The sequence below is a fragment of the Nocardiopsis sp. iso_237 genome, assembly GCF_056173345.1.
The window spans coordinates 3,558,074-3,576,302 of record NZ_CM149669.1 but is presented as its reverse complement, the minus strand read 5'-3'; the positions used below and the strand labels follow the sequence as shown (position 1 = coordinate 3,576,302).

18 protein-coding genes are annotated in these 18,229 nt (G+C 72.6%); 10 read left to right on the top strand and 8 right to left on the bottom strand.

The window, feature by feature from the left end:
• Positions 1 to 11 precede the first annotated feature (11 nt).
• Complete coding sequence (locus AC0VYM_RS16525; RefSeq protein ID WP_475453077.1) at positions 12 to 1,001, top strand: GNAT family N-acetyltransferase; 990 nt, start codon at positions 12 to 14, stop codon at positions 999 to 1,001.
• A 12-nt stretch (positions 1,002 to 1,013) separates the two neighbouring features.
• Here the strand turns inward: AC0VYM_RS16525 and AC0VYM_RS16520 are convergent, their stop codons facing one another.
• Positions 1,014 to 1,469, bottom strand: a complete 456-nt coding sequence (locus tag AC0VYM_RS16520; RefSeq protein ID WP_475453075.1) for an Lrp/AsnC family transcriptional regulator — start codon at positions 1,467 to 1,469, stop codon at positions 1,014 to 1,016.
• A gap of 110 nt (positions 1,470 to 1,579) precedes the next feature.
• On the opposite strand from AC0VYM_RS16520, the gene AC0VYM_RS16515 reads away from it, so the two are divergent.
• Entirely contained in the window at positions 1,580 to 1,990 is a 411-nt protein-coding gene (locus AC0VYM_RS16515; protein ID WP_475463065.1) for a DUF2000 domain-containing protein, read from the top strand.
• Positions 1,991 to 2,042: 52 nt separating this feature from the next.
• Here AC0VYM_RS16515 and AC0VYM_RS16510 read toward each other — a convergent pair whose 3' ends face one another.
• Positions 2,043 to 2,564, bottom strand: coding sequence for a GNAT family N-acetyltransferase (locus AC0VYM_RS16510; protein ID WP_475453073.1), 522 nt, complete (start codon positions 2,562 to 2,564; stop codon positions 2,043 to 2,045).
• A 340-nt stretch (positions 2,565 to 2,904) separates the two neighbouring features.
• Here AC0VYM_RS16510 and AC0VYM_RS16505 point away from each other — a divergent pair, with 340 nt between their 5' ends.
• Together AC0VYM_RS16505 and AC0VYM_RS16500 are read left to right on the top strand one after the other, a co-directional pair.
• Positions 2,905 to 3,390 carry a hypothetical protein gene (locus AC0VYM_RS16505; protein ID WP_475453071.1) on the top strand — a complete coding sequence of 162 codons (486 nt, stop codon included), beginning with the start codon at positions 2,905 to 2,907 and terminating at the stop codon, positions 3,388 to 3,390.
• A 13-nt stretch (positions 3,391 to 3,403) separates the two neighbouring features.
• Positions 3,404 to 5,680, top strand: coding sequence for a tetratricopeptide repeat protein (locus AC0VYM_RS16500; protein ID WP_475453069.1), 2,277 nt, complete (start codon positions 3,404 to 3,406; stop codon positions 5,678 to 5,680).
• Here the strand turns inward: AC0VYM_RS16500 and AC0VYM_RS16495 are convergent.
• Both AC0VYM_RS16495 and AC0VYM_RS16490 read right to left on the bottom strand, forming a co-directional pair.
• A complete protein-coding gene (locus AC0VYM_RS16495; protein WP_475453067.1) occupies positions 5,640 to 6,338 on the bottom strand; it encodes a GNAT family N-acetyltransferase in 699 nt (232 codons plus the stop codon). The two genes, AC0VYM_RS16500 and AC0VYM_RS16495, sit on opposite strands and share 41 nt — an antisense overlap.
• A 47-nt stretch (positions 6,339 to 6,385) precedes the next feature.
• Positions 6,386 to 7,696 (bottom strand): DUF2716 domain-containing protein, encoded by a 1,311-nt coding sequence (locus AC0VYM_RS16490; RefSeq protein ID WP_475453065.1) that lies wholly within the window; start codon positions 7,694 to 7,696, stop codon positions 6,386 to 6,388.
• 412 nt (positions 7,697 to 8,108) lie between these two features.
• On the opposite strand from AC0VYM_RS16490, the gene AC0VYM_RS16485 reads away from it, so the two are divergent.
• Positions 8,109 to 8,918, top strand: a complete 810-nt coding sequence (locus AC0VYM_RS16485) for a thioesterase family protein (protein WP_475453063.1) — start codon at positions 8,109 to 8,111, stop codon at positions 8,916 to 8,918.
• Between the two features lie 239 nt (positions 8,919 to 9,157).
• Here the strand turns inward: AC0VYM_RS16485 and AC0VYM_RS16480 are convergent, their stop codons facing one another.
• The 4 genes from AC0VYM_RS16480 to AC0VYM_RS16465 form a co-directional block, all read right to left on the bottom strand.
• The gene (locus AC0VYM_RS16480; RefSeq protein WP_475453061.1) at positions 9,158 to 9,580 is read right to left on the bottom strand and encodes a DNA-binding protein; all 423 of its coding nucleotides are present in this window, start codon (positions 9,578 to 9,580) and stop codon (positions 9,158 to 9,160) included.
• Between the two features lie 65 nt (positions 9,581 to 9,645).
• On the bottom strand, positions 9,646 to 10,542 hold the full coding sequence (locus AC0VYM_RS16475) for a metal ABC transporter permease (protein ID WP_475453059.1): 897 nt from the start codon (positions 10,540 to 10,542) through the stop codon (positions 9,646 to 9,648).
• On the bottom strand, positions 10,530 to 11,276 hold the full coding sequence (locus AC0VYM_RS16470) for a metal ABC transporter ATP-binding protein (protein ID WP_475453057.1): 747 nt from the start codon (positions 11,274 to 11,276) through the stop codon (positions 10,530 to 10,532). Before AC0VYM_RS16470 ends, AC0VYM_RS16475 begins: the two co-directional genes overlap by 13 nt.
• A gap of 13 nt (positions 11,277 to 11,289) precedes the next feature.
• Positions 11,290 to 12,225: a metal ABC transporter substrate-binding protein gene (locus AC0VYM_RS16465; protein ID WP_475453055.1), complete on the bottom strand. Its 936-nt coding sequence runs from the start codon at positions 12,223 to 12,225 to the stop codon at positions 11,290 to 11,292.
• A gap of 399 nt (positions 12,226 to 12,624) precedes the next feature.
• Between AC0VYM_RS16465 and AC0VYM_RS16460 the strand changes: the two genes are divergently transcribed.
• The 5 genes from AC0VYM_RS16460 (at position 12,625) to AC0VYM_RS16440 (ending at position 18,187) form a co-directional block, all read left to right on the top strand.
• Positions 12,625 to 13,098 carry a GbsR/MarR family transcriptional regulator gene (locus AC0VYM_RS16460; protein WP_475453053.1) on the top strand — a complete coding sequence of 158 codons (474 nt, stop codon included), beginning with the start codon at positions 12,625 to 12,627 and terminating at the stop codon, positions 13,096 to 13,098.
• Positions 13,095 to 13,961 carry an alpha/beta fold hydrolase gene (locus AC0VYM_RS16455; RefSeq protein ID WP_475453051.1) on the top strand — a complete coding sequence of 289 codons (867 nt, stop codon included), beginning with the start codon at positions 13,095 to 13,097 and terminating at the stop codon, positions 13,959 to 13,961. The genes AC0VYM_RS16460 and AC0VYM_RS16455 overlap by 4 nt, the downstream gene beginning before the upstream one ends.
• 130 nt (positions 13,962 to 14,091) lie before the next feature.
• Positions 14,092 to 15,675 (top strand): serine/threonine-protein kinase, encoded by a 1,584-nt coding sequence (locus AC0VYM_RS16450; RefSeq protein WP_475453048.1) that lies wholly within the window; start codon positions 14,092 to 14,094, stop codon positions 15,673 to 15,675.
• Positions 15,676 to 15,742: 67 nt separating this feature from the next.
• Complete coding sequence (locus AC0VYM_RS16445; RefSeq protein ID WP_475453046.1) at positions 15,743 to 16,708, top strand: exonuclease domain-containing protein; 966 nt, start codon at positions 15,743 to 15,745, stop codon at positions 16,706 to 16,708.
• Between the two features lie 198 nt (positions 16,709 to 16,906).
• Positions 16,907 to 18,187 (top strand): aspartate aminotransferase type Ic, encoded by a 1,281-nt coding sequence (locus tag AC0VYM_RS16440; protein WP_475453044.1) that lies wholly within the window; start codon positions 16,907 to 16,909, stop codon positions 18,185 to 18,187.
• Positions 18,188 to 18,229: the final 42 nt, after the last annotated feature.

Sequence of the window (18,229 nt, the reverse complement as noted above, 5' to 3'; positions counted from 1 at the left end):
ACGGTGGTGGGGTGAGCCCGCACATTGAGTCCTTCGACCCGGCCGCGACCGAGATGACCGACCTCGCGGCCTGGAGTTCGGTGTACACCGACGGGCAGGCCGCCCTCTCGGGCGGTGCGGCACCGGCGGAGGAGCTGGCCACCCGGCTGCGCTCGGGGCGCGCGGGACACGCCTGGCGCTGGTCGGCCCGGATCACCCCCGGTGAGCCCGTCCACGGGGTGGCCGAGCTGCGCCGCCAGCACCATGACGCGCGCATCGGTTTCCTGCGGCTGTTCGTGGCCGAGCACGCGCGGCGCCGGGGTATGGGCGGGCGACTCCGCGAGGCCGTGGTCGAGCGGGCCCGTGCCCAGGGCATGGACCGGCTCCAGAGCACCGTCCTGGCCGGGGAGCCCGGCGAGCACTTCGCTCGGGCCAGCCCCTACCTGCGCACCCTGCTGCGGCTGGAGCTCCAGAAGCAGTACCTGGACGAGCCCACGCTGCGGCGCTGCTGGAGTCTGGCCGCCACCCCGGCGCGCGGGTACCGGCTCACCCACTGGCAGGGGCCCGCGCCCGAACACCTGGCCGCCTCCTTCGGCCGGGTCATGGCCCACCTGCTGGACGCTCCCGGCGCGGCCCTCCAGGTGGAGGCGCGGGCCTGGGACGTGCCCCAGGTCCGTGCGTGGGAGCGCGCGATGACCGAGGACGGCTCGCGGCTCGTGGTGGGTGCCGCCCTGGACCGCACCTCCGACCAGGTGGTCGCGGCCACCGTGAGCACGGTGACCAGCGGCGCCGTCGCCGACCAGCACGACACGGCGGTGTTGCCCGCCCACCGGCGCAAGGGGCTGGCCAGCCGGGTCAAGGCGACCCAGGCGCTGCGTGTGCACGACCTGTTCCCGCACGTGGAGGCGGTGGCGGTGACCATCAACCAGGAGAACCAGGCGATGCTCGCGGTGAACCGTTCCCTGGGCTACCAGCGGGTCCACGAGCGGTTGCTGGTCGAGGAGGGCCTGGACGCGCACTGACCGCGCCCCGGGTCAGGTCAACGGGTCGCTCACGTGCTTGCGGGCGCTGTCGTAGATGATCTGGCTGCGGAAGGAGGCGACCTCGCGGCGTTCGGTGAGCCGGTCGATGAGGAAGCTGTGCAGGGAGTCCAGGTCGGGCACGGACACGTGCACCAGGAAGTCCTGCTCCCCCGCCACCACGTACACCGCGAGCACCTCGGGCAGGGCGAACATCGCCGTCTTGAACCCCTCGATCGCCCGGCGGCTGGGCGGGCGCAGCTCCACGGACACGAACGCCTCCACGCGGCGGTTGAGCGCCGCCGGGTCGACGTCCGCGTGGTAGCCGCGGATCACCCCGCGCCGGTGCAGCAGCCGCACGCGTTCCAGGCAGGTGGAGGGCGCCACACCGAGCTTGTGGGCCAGGGCGCGGTTGGTCTGCCGTGCGTCCTGCTGGAGTTCCCGCACGATCGCCGAATCAAGTTCGTCCATGACGGGAAGTCTAGGTCTGCTGCCGAATAGAGTTCGGTGAATCCCCCAAGGCCTTGTCTCTGTGGCTAGCTTCTGCGTTGTCGACACGACAGATGAACGGGGAGCAGTACATGAACATGTCCACCAAACTGGTCGTCGTCCTGCGCTCGGACCTGGAGTTCGCGGTGGCGGCCAACGCCAGCGCCGTGCTCGGGCTGGCGATGGGGGCGCGGCTGGAGAACTCGCTGGGGGCCGACGGCAAGGACGCGGGCGGCAACGTGCACGCCGGGATCAACACGCACCCGGTACCGACCCTGTCCGCCACCGGCCAGGACCTGCGCCGTATCAAGGCCCTGGCCGACGAGCGCGACCTGACGGTGGTGGGCTTCAACGAGGTGGCCCGCCGCTCACGCGCCTACACGGACTACCTGGACCGGTTGGCGGAGACCGACCCGACGGACATGGAGTACGTGGGGCTGGCGGTGTTCGGGCCCAGGAAGGACGTCAACAAGCTGACCGGGCGGCTGCCGCTGGCCACCTGAACGCACCGGCGCCCCCGCCACGGAACTCCGTGGCGGGGGCGCCGTACGCGGATCAGACGCCGAAGGCGTCCGGGTAGCGGATGGTGCCGCGCGGGGTCTCGCGCGAGGGGTCCAGTGACAGGGCCATCATGGCCTCGTCCGGGACCTCGAACGGGGCGCGCACGCCGAACCCGGAGGCCGGGGTGAACCCGAACCTGGGGTAGTAGTCGGCGTGTCCCAGGACCAGGACGAGGTTCTCGCCCAGGGCACGGGCCGACTCCAGTCCGGCGCGGATGGCGGCCGAACCGGCGCCGGTGCGCTGGAACCCGGGCAGCACCGCGCACGGGGCCAGCGCCAGGGCCGGGTGACCGTCGACGTGGCACCGGGTGAGCAGGGCGTGCCCGACCAGGGTGCCGTCAGTGGACTCGGTGACGATCGACAGACCGTCGATCCAGACGGCGGGGTCGGCGCGCAGGGCGTCGACCAGGTCGGCCTCGGCCGGGGTCTCGAACGCGGCGCTGACGATCGCGTGGATCGCGGTGGCGTCGGCGCCGGTCTCGGGTCGGGTGGACCAGGAGTGGGTGGTGTGGGACAACGTCGAGGACCTTCGTGTTCGGGGGTCCCGTCGTGTGGTCAGGCCGGGACCCGCTGGTTGGAGATGCTGAGTGCGTCGCTGCCGGCGTCGCTGGTCACGGCAGTCATCAATTCACCTCGGTGGGGTCCGCACGGCCGACTCTCGGCGTCGCGGGGACCAACGCTAGCAGGGCGTGCGGTGTTCCCCGTGGTGAAACCGCTCACGGGCCGTCGAGAGCGCGGGGAGGCCGTCCCGGACGCCGGAGCGGAACCGTCCGAGTGGCTAGGGTGTCGTATCCACAGGGCCTTGCGGTGTTGCGCCGGGCCCCGTGACCCAGACGGCGGACGGTGGGAGACGCACGGTGGAGCTGTTCGAAGAAGGCGCCAAGGTCCTGACCCAGGAGATGGTCAGGGGCGGGTGGACCGTGGTCCAGGGCTGGATCACCCGGGTGTTCGGTGGCGACGAGACCAAACGGAACCGGGCCCTGGTGGAGTTGGCGGAGGCCCGCCGGGAGCTGGAGGCCGGGGACGGGGACGCGGTGTCGGCGGAGGAGGTGGAGCAGTCCTGGCGGACCCAGCTGCGCCGCCTGCTGCGTGCGGACCCGGCGGCCGCCTCGGAGCTGCGCGGGCTTCTGGACGAGGTGGCGCCGTCCGGTTCGGGGAACGTCACCAACACCGCCCACGGCGTGTACGGCGGGGTGCTCATCCAGGCGGGCACCATTCACGGCGGTGTGCACCGGAACGAGACCCGCCACGACGGCGACCACGTCGAGATGCGCGGGAACACGGCCGGGCGCGACGTGATCGGCACACAGAACAACCACGGAACCCACCGCCGCGAGGGCTAGGAGCGGGGCCCGAGTGAACAGACACGACTCCCCCGGCGGCGAGCCCGCCAACCGTGCGACCGTCCAGGGATCATGGTCCGCGCGGGACACCGTCGCCGTCCAGAACAACTACGGTGTCGCCCCCGCCCGTGGCGCCGCCCAGACGCTCCTGACCCTGCCCTCGGTGGACGCGGGGTTCACCAGTCGGAGCGGGGAGCTGGAGCGGGTCCTCGCGGTGATCGACCCCGGGGCCGAGGGCGTTCCCGGGGTGGTGGTCTCCCGGGGCATGGGCGGGGTCGGCAAGACCCAGTTGGCCCTGGCCGCCGGACACGAGGCGATCCGTCGGGGGTGGTTCGCCGGGGCGCTCTTCGTCGACCTGCACGGATACACCACCCCGGTCGACGGCGACCGGGCGGTCGAGTCCTTCCTTCACAGCCTGGAGGTGCCCACGGAACGGTGGCCCGCCGACGCGGACGCCCGGCGCGGGTTGTACCGGTCCGCGCTGGAGGAGCGGGCTCTGGAACTGGGCGGGCCGATCCTGGTGGTGGCCGACAACGCCTCCGGGGCGGGGCAGGTCGCGCCCCTGGTGCCCGGTCGGACCCGGCACCGCCTGCTCGCCACCTCGCGCGACCGGCTCACCTCGCACGGCTGGCGGCGCATCCCCATCGACCACCTCCCCGCCGACCGCGCCGTGCGGGTGCTGGTGGGGGCGCTCCGGGTGGGTGATCCGGATGATCCGCGCGTCGTGGAGGAGGAGGGCCTGGCCCGGGTGGCGAAGGCCTGCGCCGGGTTGCCGTTGGCGCTGCGCGTCTGCGCCGCCGTCCTGGGAGCGGCCCCGGACATGACCGCCGACGAGCTGGCGGACACCCTGGAGGCGTCCGAGACCCGGTTGCTCAGGCTGGGGGACGACTCCCGGAGCCTGTACACGGTCTTCGAGCAGTCCCGTGCCCGGTTGGTGCCGGAGGCAGCCGAACTGCTGGCCCTGCTGGGGTTGGCACCCGGGCCGGACATCTCGACGGCGTCAGCGGCGGTCCTGGCGGGGGTCGAGGAGGCCGAGGTCCTGGGGCGCCTGCGCGCCCTGTCGGCCGCGCACCTGGTGTCGGGGAGGGCGGGCCGGTGGCGGATGCACGACCTGACCGCCGGCTACGCGGCCTCCCTGAGTTCCGGGGACGACGCCCCGGACCGGTTCGTCCGCGCCCGGCGGCGGCTGTTCGAGCACTACTCGTCCATGGCCAACGACGCCCGCTTCAACCTGGTGGCGTTGCCGGGCCAGCGGACGCCGGACACGTTCGCGGACCGTGCCGCGGCCACACGGTGGCTGGACGCGGAACGCGCGGTCCTGATCGACACCGTGCACGTGGCCCGCAGGCTGGGTGAGACACGGACCGAGACCGACCTCCCCCGGCACATCAACACCTATCTCAAATGGCGCCGGGACCTCACCGACCTGGAGGACCTGCAGCGGATCGCGTTGAGCGCCGCCCGGCGGAGCGAGGACGAGAACCGGGAGGCCGCCACATGGAACCGCCTGGGGGCGGCGCTGCGCGTGACACGCAGGTTCGAGGAGGCCGTCGACGCCCACGGGCGTGCCCGACACCTCTACGTCAAGCTGCGGGACACCCACGGGGAGGCCGTGTCGCGCAGTGGTCTGGGGGCGGCGTTGAGCGGAGGTCGGCGGTTCGAGGAGGCCATCGACGCCCTCCGGGGGTCACAGGCCGTGTTCGCCCGGATGGACGACGTCCTTCGCGAGGCCAACGCGTGGAATCACCTGGGTGAGGCCCTGCGCGAGGTGGGCCGAACCGCGGAGGCCGTCGACGCCCATCAGCGGGCCCAGGGCTTCTTCCACCAGTTGGGAGACACCCACCGCGAGGCCAGGGTGTGGGACAACCTGGGTGCGGTGCTGAGACGGGAGGAGCGATTCGCGGAGGCGATGGAGGCCTATGAACGGGCCCGGAGCATGTTCCTGGGGTTGGGAGACACCCGTGAGGCGGTGAAGGCGGACATGGGCGTGGCCATCTGCCTTCGGGGCCTTCGACGAACGGAGGAGGCTCTGGCCGAACTCGGTGAGGTGGTCGGGTTCTTCACCGAAGAGCGGGACCTGCACCACGAGGGTCTGTCCCGGCACGAACTCGGTCTGACCTGGGCGGCCGCGGGTCAACCAGCGAAGGCGATCCCTCACCTGGAACGCGCGGTCAGGCTCCTCGGAGAGAACAACGACCCGTTCCAGAGGGACCGGGCCGCCGAAGCGCTGGCCTCGGCCCGGGAGTCCCTCAACCCAGCCGGAGGCTCAGCTGGGCCCCCGTCTCCCTGAACCCCAGGCCAGCGGCCACTCCACGCGAGGCCGCTGAGCGGGCCCGCCACTGGGGCAGACGGCCCTGGGCGAAGGCGTGGCTGACGGCGGCGGACGCGACCGTCCCGGCCAACCCCCTCCCCCGGTGTTCCCGATCAGTGAGCACGCACAGGTGGGCCACGTCCCCGGCCAGCACCCGGAAACCGGCCGCGGCCACGACCTCGGCACGCACTGCCAGCGTGAACAGAGGCGTCTCCACCTCGGAGATCCCGCTCTCCCCCGCCTCCTCCGGTCCGGTCCGCTCCAGCAGGGCCAGGACGGCGGGGTCCCCTGTGGACCGGCGGGTCACCCCGAGCGTGGGGCGCGGACGGAGGTTCTCCCTGGTCAGGTAGGCCAGTGCGGCGAGTCCGAGGGTTTCGGTGACGGGCAGGACGGCACCCAGGGCGCCCGGGTCGACGTGCTCGGCGGGGTCGAGCCGGGACAGGGCCGCGCGAAGGGTGTCAGCGTCCGCTCCGGTGGGGGCGGTCGCCAGGGTGGTCCCGCCCAGGCGGACCACTCCGCACCAGGCCGGAGGACACAGGTCGGAGTCGGGGGCGGCGGCGACGGTCAGCGGACCGGTGGCACGTGTGCGCGCGAGGTGTTCCCACGCGGCCAGGGCGCGGGCGGCGGTTTCGGTCACGCACCGACCCTGGCAGGTCCCGCCGTCCGGGGCCACCCCCGGCCGGGTCAGCGGATCCGTCGGCCGTCCCTGCGTAGAGGTGCGCCCAGCAGCCGGTCGAGGTCCGTCTCCACCTCGGCCAGCAGTTCGCGGCCGAACACGCACAGGGTCCCCTGGTCGTGTTCCCAGGGGTGCCCGAAGGTCCCCAGACGCAGGTCCCCGGCGAGGTTGATGTGGTAGTCGCCGTCGGGGAACGTGTGCGCGGGGTGGCGGGGCTGTTCGTCTCCGCCGACTCTGCGGGGGTCGTACCGGCGCCCGGTGTGCTGCCACCCCAGGGAGTAGAGGTGTTCGCCCTCCGGGACGCTGGCGGCGAGTGCGCGCCGTACCACCCGGTTCAGTTCGGAGAGGTGGTCGGGGTTCCCGGCCACGGCGTGGGCGGACCAGGTCACGGAGGGGGTGGGCTCGACGATGCCGGGGAAGACCGTGGTGCTGGGGGTGAAGAAGAAGCGTTCGGTGAACCGGTCCCACAGGTCGTCGTGTTCGGGGTCGTCGTGGAGCTCGGCGACCGGCCGGGTCGGGGCGGGTGCGCCGGGCGGGGCCCAGGTGTGGGTGCGTACGGTGGCGACCTCCTGGAATCCCGAGGTCAGGAGTAGTTCGTGCAGGTCGGGTTGGGCCTGGGGGTCGGCCTCGGCGGCCATGAGGCGGGCCTCGGCCTGGGTCCACACCCACCACAGGGGCAGGACGCGGCCGGAGCTCGCGTGCCGGGCCCACTCCCCCAGGAACTCGGCGCGGGGCGCCGTCATCCCCTCCAGGACCACGAAGGGGGTCCCGGTGTGCAGGGTGGCCCAGCTGGCGGCGCGTACGTGGGCCTCGTGCACCAGGGTGAGGGTCCGTTTCTCGAAGGCGCTGCCGTCCGCCTCGTGTTCGGTCAGGGAGCGCCGGTGCGGTCCGGAGGCGGCGGCCAGGCGTCGGACGGCCTGGGCGGACACTCGGTCGTTCTCCCGGAGCTGTTCCTCCTGCGGGGGCGGCGCGGAGGGGAGGTCGGTGAGCGCCGCGACCAGGACGGATCTCTCGGGGCCCGGAACGAACCCGGCCGCGTCCAGGGCGCGGGTCAGGGCGGGCGGGTCGTGGGCGTGCACGGGCCAGTGGGCGGGTTCAGTGTGCGCCTCGAACCGGTTCCGCTGGCGGGCGACCAGCGCGGGCAGGTCGGTTCCGCTCGGCAGGGGGCCGTGGTCGACGACGCCGTGGGTGCCGTAGTGGGTGCGGACGAGGCGTCCGCCGTCCACGTGCCGGTCCCGCAGGTGCACCGCACCGGCCTGGGACGGGGAGGGCAGGTGGCCGCGCAGATGGGTGTCGTAGGCATGGCGGAGCTCGTGCAAGGTTGACAGCCAGGAGGGGTGAGGGAGCGGAGGGGGCGGCCCATTCTGCCAGTCTCGGGGTGGGGTGACCCACCGCGCGCGGCTCCGAGGTGGCCGGAAGCCGGGGCGTCGGTGTCCGTTTGTCGGAGCGGGTCCGTAACCTCGCCGGTCGTTCCCGGGCCCGGGCCGCCGGTCGGCCTCGTGTCGGGCTGTGTTGGCGGCGAACACCTCGGGCGGGTACCGGCTCAGGGCTCTTGCCGTAGGCGTCGATGCTGGAGGCGGAGCGCCGTCCGGGAGACCTCTTCCCTGGCCCGGGGGCGTGACGAAGGTGGGGCCCGACGTTGCGTCAGGGGCATCGAGGATCCCGGGACGGAACAGAATCCTGTTCGGTTCTACTGTGGTCACGAGTTCTACCCATCGGTAACATTGTCGTATGAGCCTTGACCACCCCGCCGAGGATTACGAGTTCGACCAGGACACCCGGGTCGAGAAGCGTGCCGACGGCGAGTTCACAGCCACCCTCACCGACGGCTGGACCACGTTCACCTCACACCCCAACGGCGGCTACGTCCTGGGGACGGCCCTCAATGCCTTGGGCCAGACCCTCACCCAACCCGACCCCCTCGTGGTCTCCGCCTTCTTCCTGCGCCCCGCCGCCCCCGGCCCGGCGGTGCTGCGCACCGAGACCGTCCGCGAGGGGCGCCGCACGGCCACCGGCGCGGTCGTCGCGGAACAGGGCGGCAAGGAGATCCTGCGCGCCACCGCCACCTACGGCGACCTCACCGCCGAGGGCCGGGAGCTGCACCTGGAGGGCCCGCCGGACCTGCCCGCCCCGGAGGACTGCTACCTGCCCCCGGAGTTCTCGGGCGCGCACGAGGGCCTGACGATCGCCCAGCGCGTCGACTACCGCTACCCCGAGCGCCCCGGGTGGCTCGACGGGAAGAAGGACGGCCAGCCCCGCACCGACTTCTGGATGCGGTTCGCCGACGGCCGCGACGCCGACGTGCACTCGCTGCCCGCCATGGTTGACTTCGCCGTCCCGGCGGTCCTGGAGATCGGTGAGTTCAGCACGATCACCGTGGAACTGACCACCCACGTGCGCGCCAGGCCCGCCCCCGGCTGGCTGGCCTGCCGGGTCTCCACCAGGCACGTCGCCAACAGCCTCCACGAGGAGGACATGGAGATCTGGGACAGCCGGGGCACCCTGGTCGCCCAGGCCCGCCAGCTCGCCATGCTCCTGTGACCTCCCGCCCCGCGACCGGCCCCGGGCCGGTCGCGGGGCGTGGAACTGCCGTTGGGTCACGGGCGTCCCGGGGCGCGCGCACGTGCGGTCCCGTCCGGCGGGAGTGGCCCGATGCCCTCCGGCGCCCAGGCCCGCCGGTCCGCTGCGCCCTCGCCCGCGCGGTGATCGTGGGCCCGTGACCCTGAGGGTGACGCCCCTGACCGGTCCGGGACGGCCGCGCGCGGCGCCCGGTCAGTCGCCTAGTCCTCCTCGGTGCGCCGGGTCAGGCGCTCCTGGCGCTGCCGGGCGGCCTGCGCCGTGCCCAGCCCCAGGCCGAAGGCGATCTCCTGCCAGGTCATGCCGCGCCCCTTGGCCATGGTGAGCAGCCCCGACTCCAGCTGGTCGAACTCGGCTCGGGCCCAGGGGACCAGGGTCAGCGCGGCGGTGAGGTCGTCCTGGTCCACGGCCGGGGCGCCCTCGTCGGGGAGGGCGCTGCCCGCGGCCAGGTCGCTGACGCGGCGGATGGCCTCGTGGGGGGACATCGGCATGTGCGACCGGGTCCAGCGGGCGCGGTCCTCTCCGGTGGAGTGCCGTTCGGTGATGCGGAAGAGGGCCTCGTGGACGCGTTTGCGCCGGGCCTGTTCCGGGTCGGGTCGGGTGAAGGCGTCGTGTGTGTTCTCCATGGGTCCACTATGTGTTGCCAACATTTGGTTGTCAACAAAGTGTTTTGAACGGATTGTTCATCGGCTCAGTCGAGGACGCGGGTCCCCCTGCCTCGCGCCCGCAGCGCACGGGCGGCACGGCCCTTCCAGATCAGCCCCTGCCGGGGGGAGAACAGGTAGGCGAGGGTGAACGCGATCGCCTGGGAGAGCACGATGCAGCCACCCGTGGACACGTTCAGGTGGAAGCTGGTGAACACCCCCGCCACGGCGGCGACGACGGCGATCCCCGCCGAGATCAGCAGCATCCGCTCGAAGCGGTCGGTGAGCAGGTAGGCGGTGGCGCCGGGGATGATCACCATGGCCACGACCAGGATGATCCCCACCGCCTGGAGCGCCACCACCACCGTCACCGACAGCAGACCCAGCAGCAGGGTCTCCAGCAGGCGCGGGTTGACGCCGATGGCGTGCGCGTGGACCGGGTCGAAGGCGTACATCGTCAGGTCGCGGTGCTTGTACCAGACCACGGCCAGCACCACGGCGGCCAGGATCAGCACCTGGAGGATGTCGGCGTCGGAGACCCCCAGCACGTTGCCGAACAGGATGTGGCTGAGGTCGGTCTGGCTGGGCACCCGCGAGATCATCACCAGCCCCAGGGCGAACATGGCGGTGAAGACCACGCCGATCACCGCGTCCTCCTTGACCCGGGAGGTGCGGTTGACCACGCCGATCAGCGCCACCGAACCCCCGCCGAAGACCAGGGCGCCCAGCGCGAAGGGCATCCCGAACATGTAGGAGAGCACCACGCCGGGCAGCACCGCGTGCGAGACCGCGTCGCCCATCAGAGACCAGCCCACCAGGGTCATCCAGCAGGAGAGCACCGCGCAGACCACGCCCGCGACCACGCTCACCAGCAGTGCGCGCTGCACGAACTCGAACCGCATCGGCACCGCGAACCATTCCACGACCGCCATCAGGACGTCCACGAGCGTCGCTCCTCACTGGGGTGGATGCCGAACGCCTCCAGGAGCACGTCCGGTCGCAGGACCTCCTCGGGCGGACCGTGGGCGATCACGCGCTGTTGGAGCAGGACGGCCTCGTCGCACAGCACCGGTACCTGGGCGAGGTCGTGGGTCGACACCAGCAGGGTGTGCCCGGTCTGGCGCAGTTGCAGGAGCAGGTCGGTGATGGTGGCCTCCGAGCGCCTGTCCACGCCCGCGAAGGGTTCGTCCAGGAGCAGCACGTCGGCCTCCTGGGCGATGGCGCGCGCGACGAAGGCGCGTTTGCGCTGGCCCCCGGAGAGCGCCCCGATCTGGCGGTCCGCCAGATCGGTGAGGTCCGTGCGCGCCAGGGCGTGGTCCACGGCCTCGCGGTCGGCGGGCCGGGCGCGGCGTCTGCGGCCCATGTGCCCGTAGCGGCCCATCATGACCACGTCGCGCACCCGCACGGGGAAGGCCCAGTCCACCTGTTCGGACTGGGGGACGTAGCCGACCAGGCCCTTGCGGCGGGCGGCGGTGCTGCCCATGCCCAGCAGGCGGACCCGGCCCTGGTCGACGGGGACCAGGCCGAGGACGGTCTTGAACAGGGTGGACTTGCCCGAGCCGTTCATGCCCAGCAGCCCGCACACCCGGCCGGGCTCCACGGACAGGTGGACGTCGTCCAGGGCGAGGACGTCGCCGTAGCGCACGGTGGCCCCGGTGACCTCGATGGCGGCGGTCACGGCGTCTCCTTCCTCACGGGCCGGTCAGTCCGGCGACGATGGCCTCCGCGTCGTGGCGGAGCAGGTCGAGGTAGGTGGGGACGGGGCCGTCGGCCTCGGAGAGCGAGTCGACGTAGAGGGTCTGCCCCATGGCGGCCCCGGTCTCGCGGATCACGGAGCGCTGGGCGCTGTCGTTGACGGTGCTCTCACAGAACACGGTGGGCACGTCGTTGTCCCGGACGAACTCGGAGACGGCGGCGATCTGCTGGGGGGTGCCCTCGCGTTCGGCGTTGACCGGCCACAGGTAGCGCTCGGTCAGTCCGGCGTCGCGGGCCAGGTAGGAGAAGGCGCCCTCGCAGGTGACCAGGGCTCGGGAGGACTCGGGGACCTCGGAGAGCTCGGTGTCCAGGTAGGTGCCGACCTCGGAGATCTCCTCCTTGTAGGCCTCGGCGGCCTCGGCGTAGGCCGCCTCGCCCTCGGGGTCGAGTTCGGTGAGGGCGTCGCGGATGTTGTCGACGTAGACGAGGGCGTTGTCGGGGGACATCCAGGCGTGCGGGTTGGGTTCTCCCTCGTAGCCGCCGGAGGAGACGGGGATGGTGTCGATGCCCTCGCTCAGCACGGCGGTGGGGGCGTCCACGCGGTCGGTGAACTGCTGGAACCAGGCCTCCAGGCCCAGGCCGTTCTCCAGGATGAGGTCGGCGTCCTGGCCGCGCACGAGGTCGTCGGGGGTGGGTTCGTAACCGTGGATCTCCGCGCCGGGCCGGGTGAGGGAGGCGACCTCGACCCGACCGGCGGCGACGTTCTCGGCCATGTCCGCGATGACGGTGAAGGTGGTCAGGACGAGGAGGCGGCCGTCGTCGCGGTCGGTACCGGCGGTGGTGGAGCAGGCGCTGAGGGCCAGGGTGAGGGCAACCCCGGGGATCATGGTCGACCAGGCGTTTGAAGAGAACCCATCTCTAAAGTTCGGCACGCCTAACTTTTACCACAAGCGGGCCAAACCTCGCATCCGGGCGCCGAGGCCGACCTGCTGGGGGCGGGGGGTCCGGTGCACGTGGCCGTAGCCGGACGCCCCTCCCCCCGCCCGTCGCGCGAAGCGTCCCGTCCGCCGCCACGGGGCCCCAGGTGACCGCTGCCACCTCCCCGGCGCACTCGCGGCCTCGGGCGGCGACCGTGCCCGGCTGCGAGGCGTGGCGGATCCCGGCTGCGGGACGGTCGCGCCGCACCTCGGCCGTCGCCGTGACGTTCGCGTTCTTCAGATGGACATCCTCGGCGGGAACCGGCTGGCAGCGCCCCTTCGGAGTGGACCACGCCTCCATTGCAGTCATTGCAGTCATTGCAGTCATGACTGCAATGACTGTAATCTGCTCGTATGAGTGAACCCGCCGAGGAGGAACTGGCCTTCGTCGACGACGTCGCCGTGTTCTTCGAAGACGAGGGCCTGCCGCTGATCTCCGGCCGGGTCATCGGCTGGCTGCTGATCAGCGATCCGCCCGAACAGAGCGCCGCGCGCCTGGCCGAGGTGCTCCAGGTCAGCCGCAGCTCCATCAGCACCGCCACCCGCATGCTCACCCCCAGCGGACTGGTCGAGGGGGTACGCAAGCGCGGCGAGCGGCAGGAGTACTTCCGGATCGCCGCCGACGGCTGGAGCCGCATGCTGGAGCGCCGCTACGCCCTGGCCACCAGCTTCCGCCGGGTCACCGAACGCGGACTGGAGACCCTGCGGGACGCCCCGCCCGAACGCCGCGAGCGCCTGGCCAACGTCCACGAGCTCTACGGGTTCCTGGAGACCGAACTCCCCGCCATGCTCCAGCGCTGGCGGGACCGACGGGAGGACCACGGATGAGCGCACCCGACTTCCACCGCGAGCACGTACGGCTGCCCGAGGGGCGCCTGAGCGTCGTCGTGGAGGGCCCCGAACACGCGCCGCCCGTGCTGCTGCTGAGCGGCGCGGGCGTGGACAGCGCCACGATGAGCTGGCGCCACCTCATCCCCGACCTCGCCCGGGACCACCGCGTCATCGCCCCGGACTGGCCCAAACAGGGCCTGAGCACCCCGTGGAACGGCCGGGCCGACCACGGCGCCCTCCAACGCTGCGTGACCGCGACCCTGGACCGCTTCGGTGTCGACCGCGCCGCCGTCGTCGGCCTGTCCCAGGGCGGGGCGATGACCCTGGCCACCGCCATCGACCACCCCGACCGCGTGGAACGCCTCGTCGCCATGGCGCCCGCGGGCATCCTGTCCTTCCCGCCCGTCTACCACCAGCTCCTGTGGCTCGTCTCCCGGAGCCGCCTGCTCAACACCACCCTGCCCGGGATGATGGTCGGTGACCGGAGGAGGGTCGAGGCCTTCGTCCGCGCGGGGCTGTTCGCCGGGCCCGCCCCCGACCAGGACCAGGTCGTCGACGAGGTGATGGCCGAGATGGCGGCCCACGGCGCGGGCTCCTCCGACTGGCAGAACGCCTCCATCGGCCCGTGGCGGATGAACGTGGACCTGCGACCCCGCCTGGGCGAGATCCGCTGCCCGGCGCTCTTCGTCCAGGGGGACCAGGACCGGGGCGTGCGGCCCGCCACCACCGTCGCCGCCGCCCACGCGGTGCCCGGGGCCCGCCTGGAACTCCTCGCGGGTCAGGGGCACTGGGTCAACCGACAGTCGCCCCAGGTGGTGAACCGACTGGTCAGGGACTTCCTGGCGGAGGGCGAGTCCTGACCCGACGACCGAAGTGCGCCCCGGGGTCCGTTCCTTCCTACAATGGGCGCCCTGACGTGTGAACTCCCGCCCCGCCCCCGCGGCCAGCACGTCGCCCTCACGTTCGGCCCCGTCCCCACAGGAGTCCCTGGTGGTCCTTCCCCACCGCACACTGCGCGAGCGCTACGAACTGCACTCCGAGGTCGGGCGGGGAGGCATGGGCCGCGTGTGGCGAGCACACGACAACGGGCTCAACCGCCCCGTGGCGGTGAAGGAGATCCTCCTGGGGCCGGGCCTGGACGAGGAGGAGCGGGCCCGGGTGACCGCCCGCGCGCGCCGCGAGGCCCAGGCCACCGCCATGGGCCAGCACCCCAACATCGTGACCGTGTTCGACATCGTCGAGGACGACGGCCGACCGTGGATCGTCATGGAGCTCCTGGACGGCGACTCCCTGCTGCGCCTGGTGCGCGAGCGGGGCCCGGTCCCCCCGGAGCGGGCCGCCGCCTGGGCGCTGGGCCTGCTCGACGCGTTGGAGACCGCCCACGGTCAGGGCATCACCCACCGCGACGTCAAACCCGAGAACGTCATGGTCACCGCCTCCGGCCGGGTGGTGCTCACCGACTTCGGGATCGCCACCATCGTGGACACCGCCTCCGTCACCCAGACATCCGGGGTGATGGGCTCCGCCGCCTACGTGGCCCCCGAACGGCTCGACTCCCAGCCCGCCACCCCCGCCAGCGACCTGTGGTCACTCGGAGCCACCCTGTACCACGCGGTCACGGGGGTGTCGCCGTTCCTGCGCGAGGGCGTCCCGGCGACCCTGCACGCCGTCCTCACCTCGGACCCGGCCGAGTCCCTGCCCGGACCGCTGGGCGAGGCGATCCGGGGGTTGCTGGTCAAGGACCCCGCCCACCGTCTGGACGGTCCCGGCTGCCGGGCGCTGCTGAGCGCCGCCGCCCGGGGCGAGAGCGGCACCTCGACCCTGACCGTGGCCCACCTTCCCCCGCCCGCCCCCGGCGTGAACGAGGCCTCCGGCCCGCTGGGAGCGACCGGCCTCGTGGGCGGGACCGCTCCCCTCGCGCCGACCACCCCCGCACCAGCGGACCCCGCGCCCCGAAGCACCCGGCGCCTGACCTGGCCCGTGGTGGTGCTCACCCTGGGCCTGGCCGCCCTGCTGATCGCCGCCTCCCTGGTGGTGGTCGACCGCTGGGCCGGGAGCGGTCGGGCGGACGCCGACCCCCGGGTACCCGGGGCCAGCGCCACGGTGGAGGAGCCGGGTTCGCACCCCTCCGCCGAGGGCATGACCTGGACCGAGGACCCCGACGGGTTCGCCCTGCTGGTCCCCGACGGCTGGGTGCGGCGCGCGAACGGCGCCAGCGTGTACTACGACTCCACCACCTCCAACGCCTACCTCCAGATCGACCGCACCCCCCACTCGGTCGACGACGAGTACGAGCACGTGCTGGAGCAGGAGGCCGACTCCGTCGCGGAGAACCGGCTGCCCGGTTACGAGCGGATCAGGGTGGAGGACGTCACCTCCGAGACCTCCTTCGTCTCGGCCGCCGACTGGGAGTTCAGCTGGGACCGGGGCGAGGGCGCCTGGCGCCTGCTGGCCCGCAACATCAACGCCGCCGAGGGCGAGTACTACACGTTGGCCTGGACCTCCGGCGAGGCCTTCTGGGACGAGGACGCGCCACTGCGCGAGCAGGCGATCTCCTCCTTCGACCCGTTCTGACTCCGGTGGTGCACCGGCCCCGGTACGCTCGACCCGTTCCGACGCGAGTACAAGGGAGGTAGCGGGGGTGTCCCACACCTGGACCGCGATCGACTTCGAGACCGCCAACCAGGACCGCGGCAGCGTGTGCGCCGTGGGCCTGGTCCGGGTGAGTGAGGGGCGGGTGGTCGATCGGTTCACCAGCCTCATCCGGCCGCCGGAACCGGTGTCGTTCTTCTCCCGGCACAACACCGCGGTCCACGGCATCACCGCCGCCGACGTCGCCCACGCCCCCACCTGGGAGAAGGTGCGCGACCAGGTGGTCGAGTTCGCCCAGGGCGGCGCGCTGGTGGCGCACAACGCCCCCTTCGACATGGGGGCGCTGCGCCAGGCCTGCGCCCACATCGGGCTGGCGCTGCCCGCCTTCGACTACGCCTGCACCCTGGCGCTGTCCCGGCGCACCTGGGACCTGCCCGACCACCGTCTGCCCACGGTGTCCGCGCACGTGGGCCACACCATCACCCGGCACCACCGGGCCGACGCCGACGCCGAGGCGGCCGCGCACATCATGATCGCGGCCATGCGGCGCCACGGCACCGGCACGCTGTCCGAGCTCAGCCGGGTCAGCGGGCTGCGTCTGGGCCGTCTGGAGGCCTTCGCGGCGGCACCGGTCCCGATGGCGGTCCCCACCGTGGTGGACGCGCCCGCCCGCGAGGACCGGTTCGGTCGGTGGCAGCGGGCCGCGCAGACCCCGCTCCCCGAACCCTCCCCCGACGCCGACCCGGCCGGTCCCCTCCACGGCCGCACGGTGTGCGTCTCCGGGGACCTGCGCTCCATGGACAAGCCCGAGGTGTGGAAGCGCATCGCGGAGGCCGGGGGCCAGCCCGCCAAGAACGTGACCAAGAAGACCGACGTCCTGGTGGTGGCCGACAGCGACCACGGCGGCAAGACGTCCAAGCACAGGCAGGCCGAGGCCTACATCGCCAAGGGCCAGAGCATCGACATCATCACCGAGCCCGAACTCATGGGCCGTCTCGGGGTCACCGCCCCGTGAACCCTCCGGAGGGCTCCTCGCGGTCGAAGGAGACGAACCGGACCCGACCTGGCGGCCCCGCGCGCCCGCCGGACACGGGGATGACGACCTGACCGGGACGTCGCGCCCGCGATCTGGGACAATTCCTGTGCGAATCCCCGTGCGCCCCGTTCCACGACGTGCGGCGCACCGGGGGCGTCCCATTGGAAGGAACATCCCGTGACCACCGCAAGCAGCCCCACACCGCCCTCCGAGCTCCTGGAGTCGGCCCGGCGCGACCACGCCGCCCTGGTCGAGCGTGGACTCTCCCTGAACCTGACCCGGGGCAAGCCGTCCGCCCGCCAGCTGGACCTGTCCGCGGAACTGCTCGAACTGCCCCGCGGCCGTTACACCGCCGCCGACGGCACCGACTGCCGCAACTACGCGGGCGCGCCCCAGGGCCTCCTCGAACTGCGGGAGATCTTCGCGGACCTCCTCCAGGTCCCGGTCGAGCAGCTGATCGCGGGGGGCAACGCCAGCCTGGAGCTCATGCACGACAGCCTGGCCAACGCCTTCCTGGGCACGGTGCCCGGCGGGACCGGTCGCTGGGCGGACGCCGAGCGGATCGCGTTCCTGTGCCCGGTCCCCGGCTACGACCGGCACTTCGCCCTGTGCGAGCGCTTCGGCATCGAGATGATCCCCGTCCCGATGACCGACCAGGGACCCGACATGGACGTGGTCGAGCGCCTGGTGAGCGCCGACGCCGACATCAAGGGCATCTGGTGTGTGCCCAAGTACAGCAACCCCGACGGTGTCTCCTACTCCGACGAGGTCGTGCGGCGTCTGGCCGCCATGCCCACCGCCGCCCCGGACTTCCGGATCTTCTGGGACAACGCCTACGCGGTGCACCACCTGACCGACGAGGAGGTGGAGATCGCCGACGTCCTCGCCGCCTGCGCCGAGAGCGGCAACCCCGACCGCGTCCTGGTCTTCGGGTCCACCTCCAAGGTCACCTTCGCCGGTGCCGGGGTCGCGTTCCTGGGTTCCTCCCCCGCCAACGTGAGCTGGTTCCAGGGGCTCGCCGGCAAGCGGACCATCGGCCCGGACAAGGTCAACCAGCTCCGGCACGCCATGTTCCTGGGCGACGCCGACGGCGTGCGCGCCCACATGCGCCGCCACCGCGAGCTGCTGGAGCCCAAGTTCGAGACGGTGGAGCGCGTCCTCACCAAGAGCCTCGGCGGCACCGGTCTGGCGACCTGGTCCACCCCCAAGGGCGGTTACTTCGTGCGCCTGGACGTCCTGGACGGCTGCGCGCGCGAGGTCGTGCGCCGGGCGGCCGAGGCCGGGATCGCGCTCACCCCCGCCGGGGCCACCCACCCCTACGGTGACGACCCGCAGGACCGCACCATCCGCATCGCGCCCTCCTTCCCGGAGCTGGACGCGCTGGAGGAGGCCATCGAGGGTCTGGCCGTGTGCGTGCGCCTGGTCGGCGCCGAGAAGCTGGTCGCTGAGCAGGGCTGATCCCGCGGCGGTCACGGAGACCGCGAGGCGCCCCCGACCGAG

Excerpts from the sequence above, each read along its gene's own strand:
- AC0VYM_RS16520 (WP_475453075.1), bottom strand. The coding sequence starts at position 1,469 with ATGGACGAACTTGATTCGGCGATCGTGCGGGAACTCCAGCAGGACGCA.
- AC0VYM_RS16455 (WP_475453051.1), top strand. The coding sequence starts at position 13,095 with ATGAGCGCACCCGACTTCCACCGCGAGCACGTACGGCTGCCCGAGGGG.
- AC0VYM_RS16480 (WP_475453061.1), bottom strand. The coding sequence starts at position 9,580 with ATGGAGAACACACACGACGCCTTCACCCGACCCGACCCGGAACAGGCC.
- AC0VYM_RS16515 (WP_475463065.1), top strand. The coding sequence starts at position 1,580 with ATGAACATGTCCACCAAACTGGTCGTCGTCCTGCGCTCGGACCTGGAG.
- AC0VYM_RS16460 (WP_475453053.1), top strand. The coding sequence starts at position 12,625 with ATGAGTGAACCCGCCGAGGAGGAACTGGCCTTCGTCGACGACGTCGCC.
- AC0VYM_RS16485 (WP_475453063.1), top strand. The coding sequence starts at position 8,109 with ATGAGCCTTGACCACCCCGCCGAGGATTACGAGTTCGACCAGGACACC.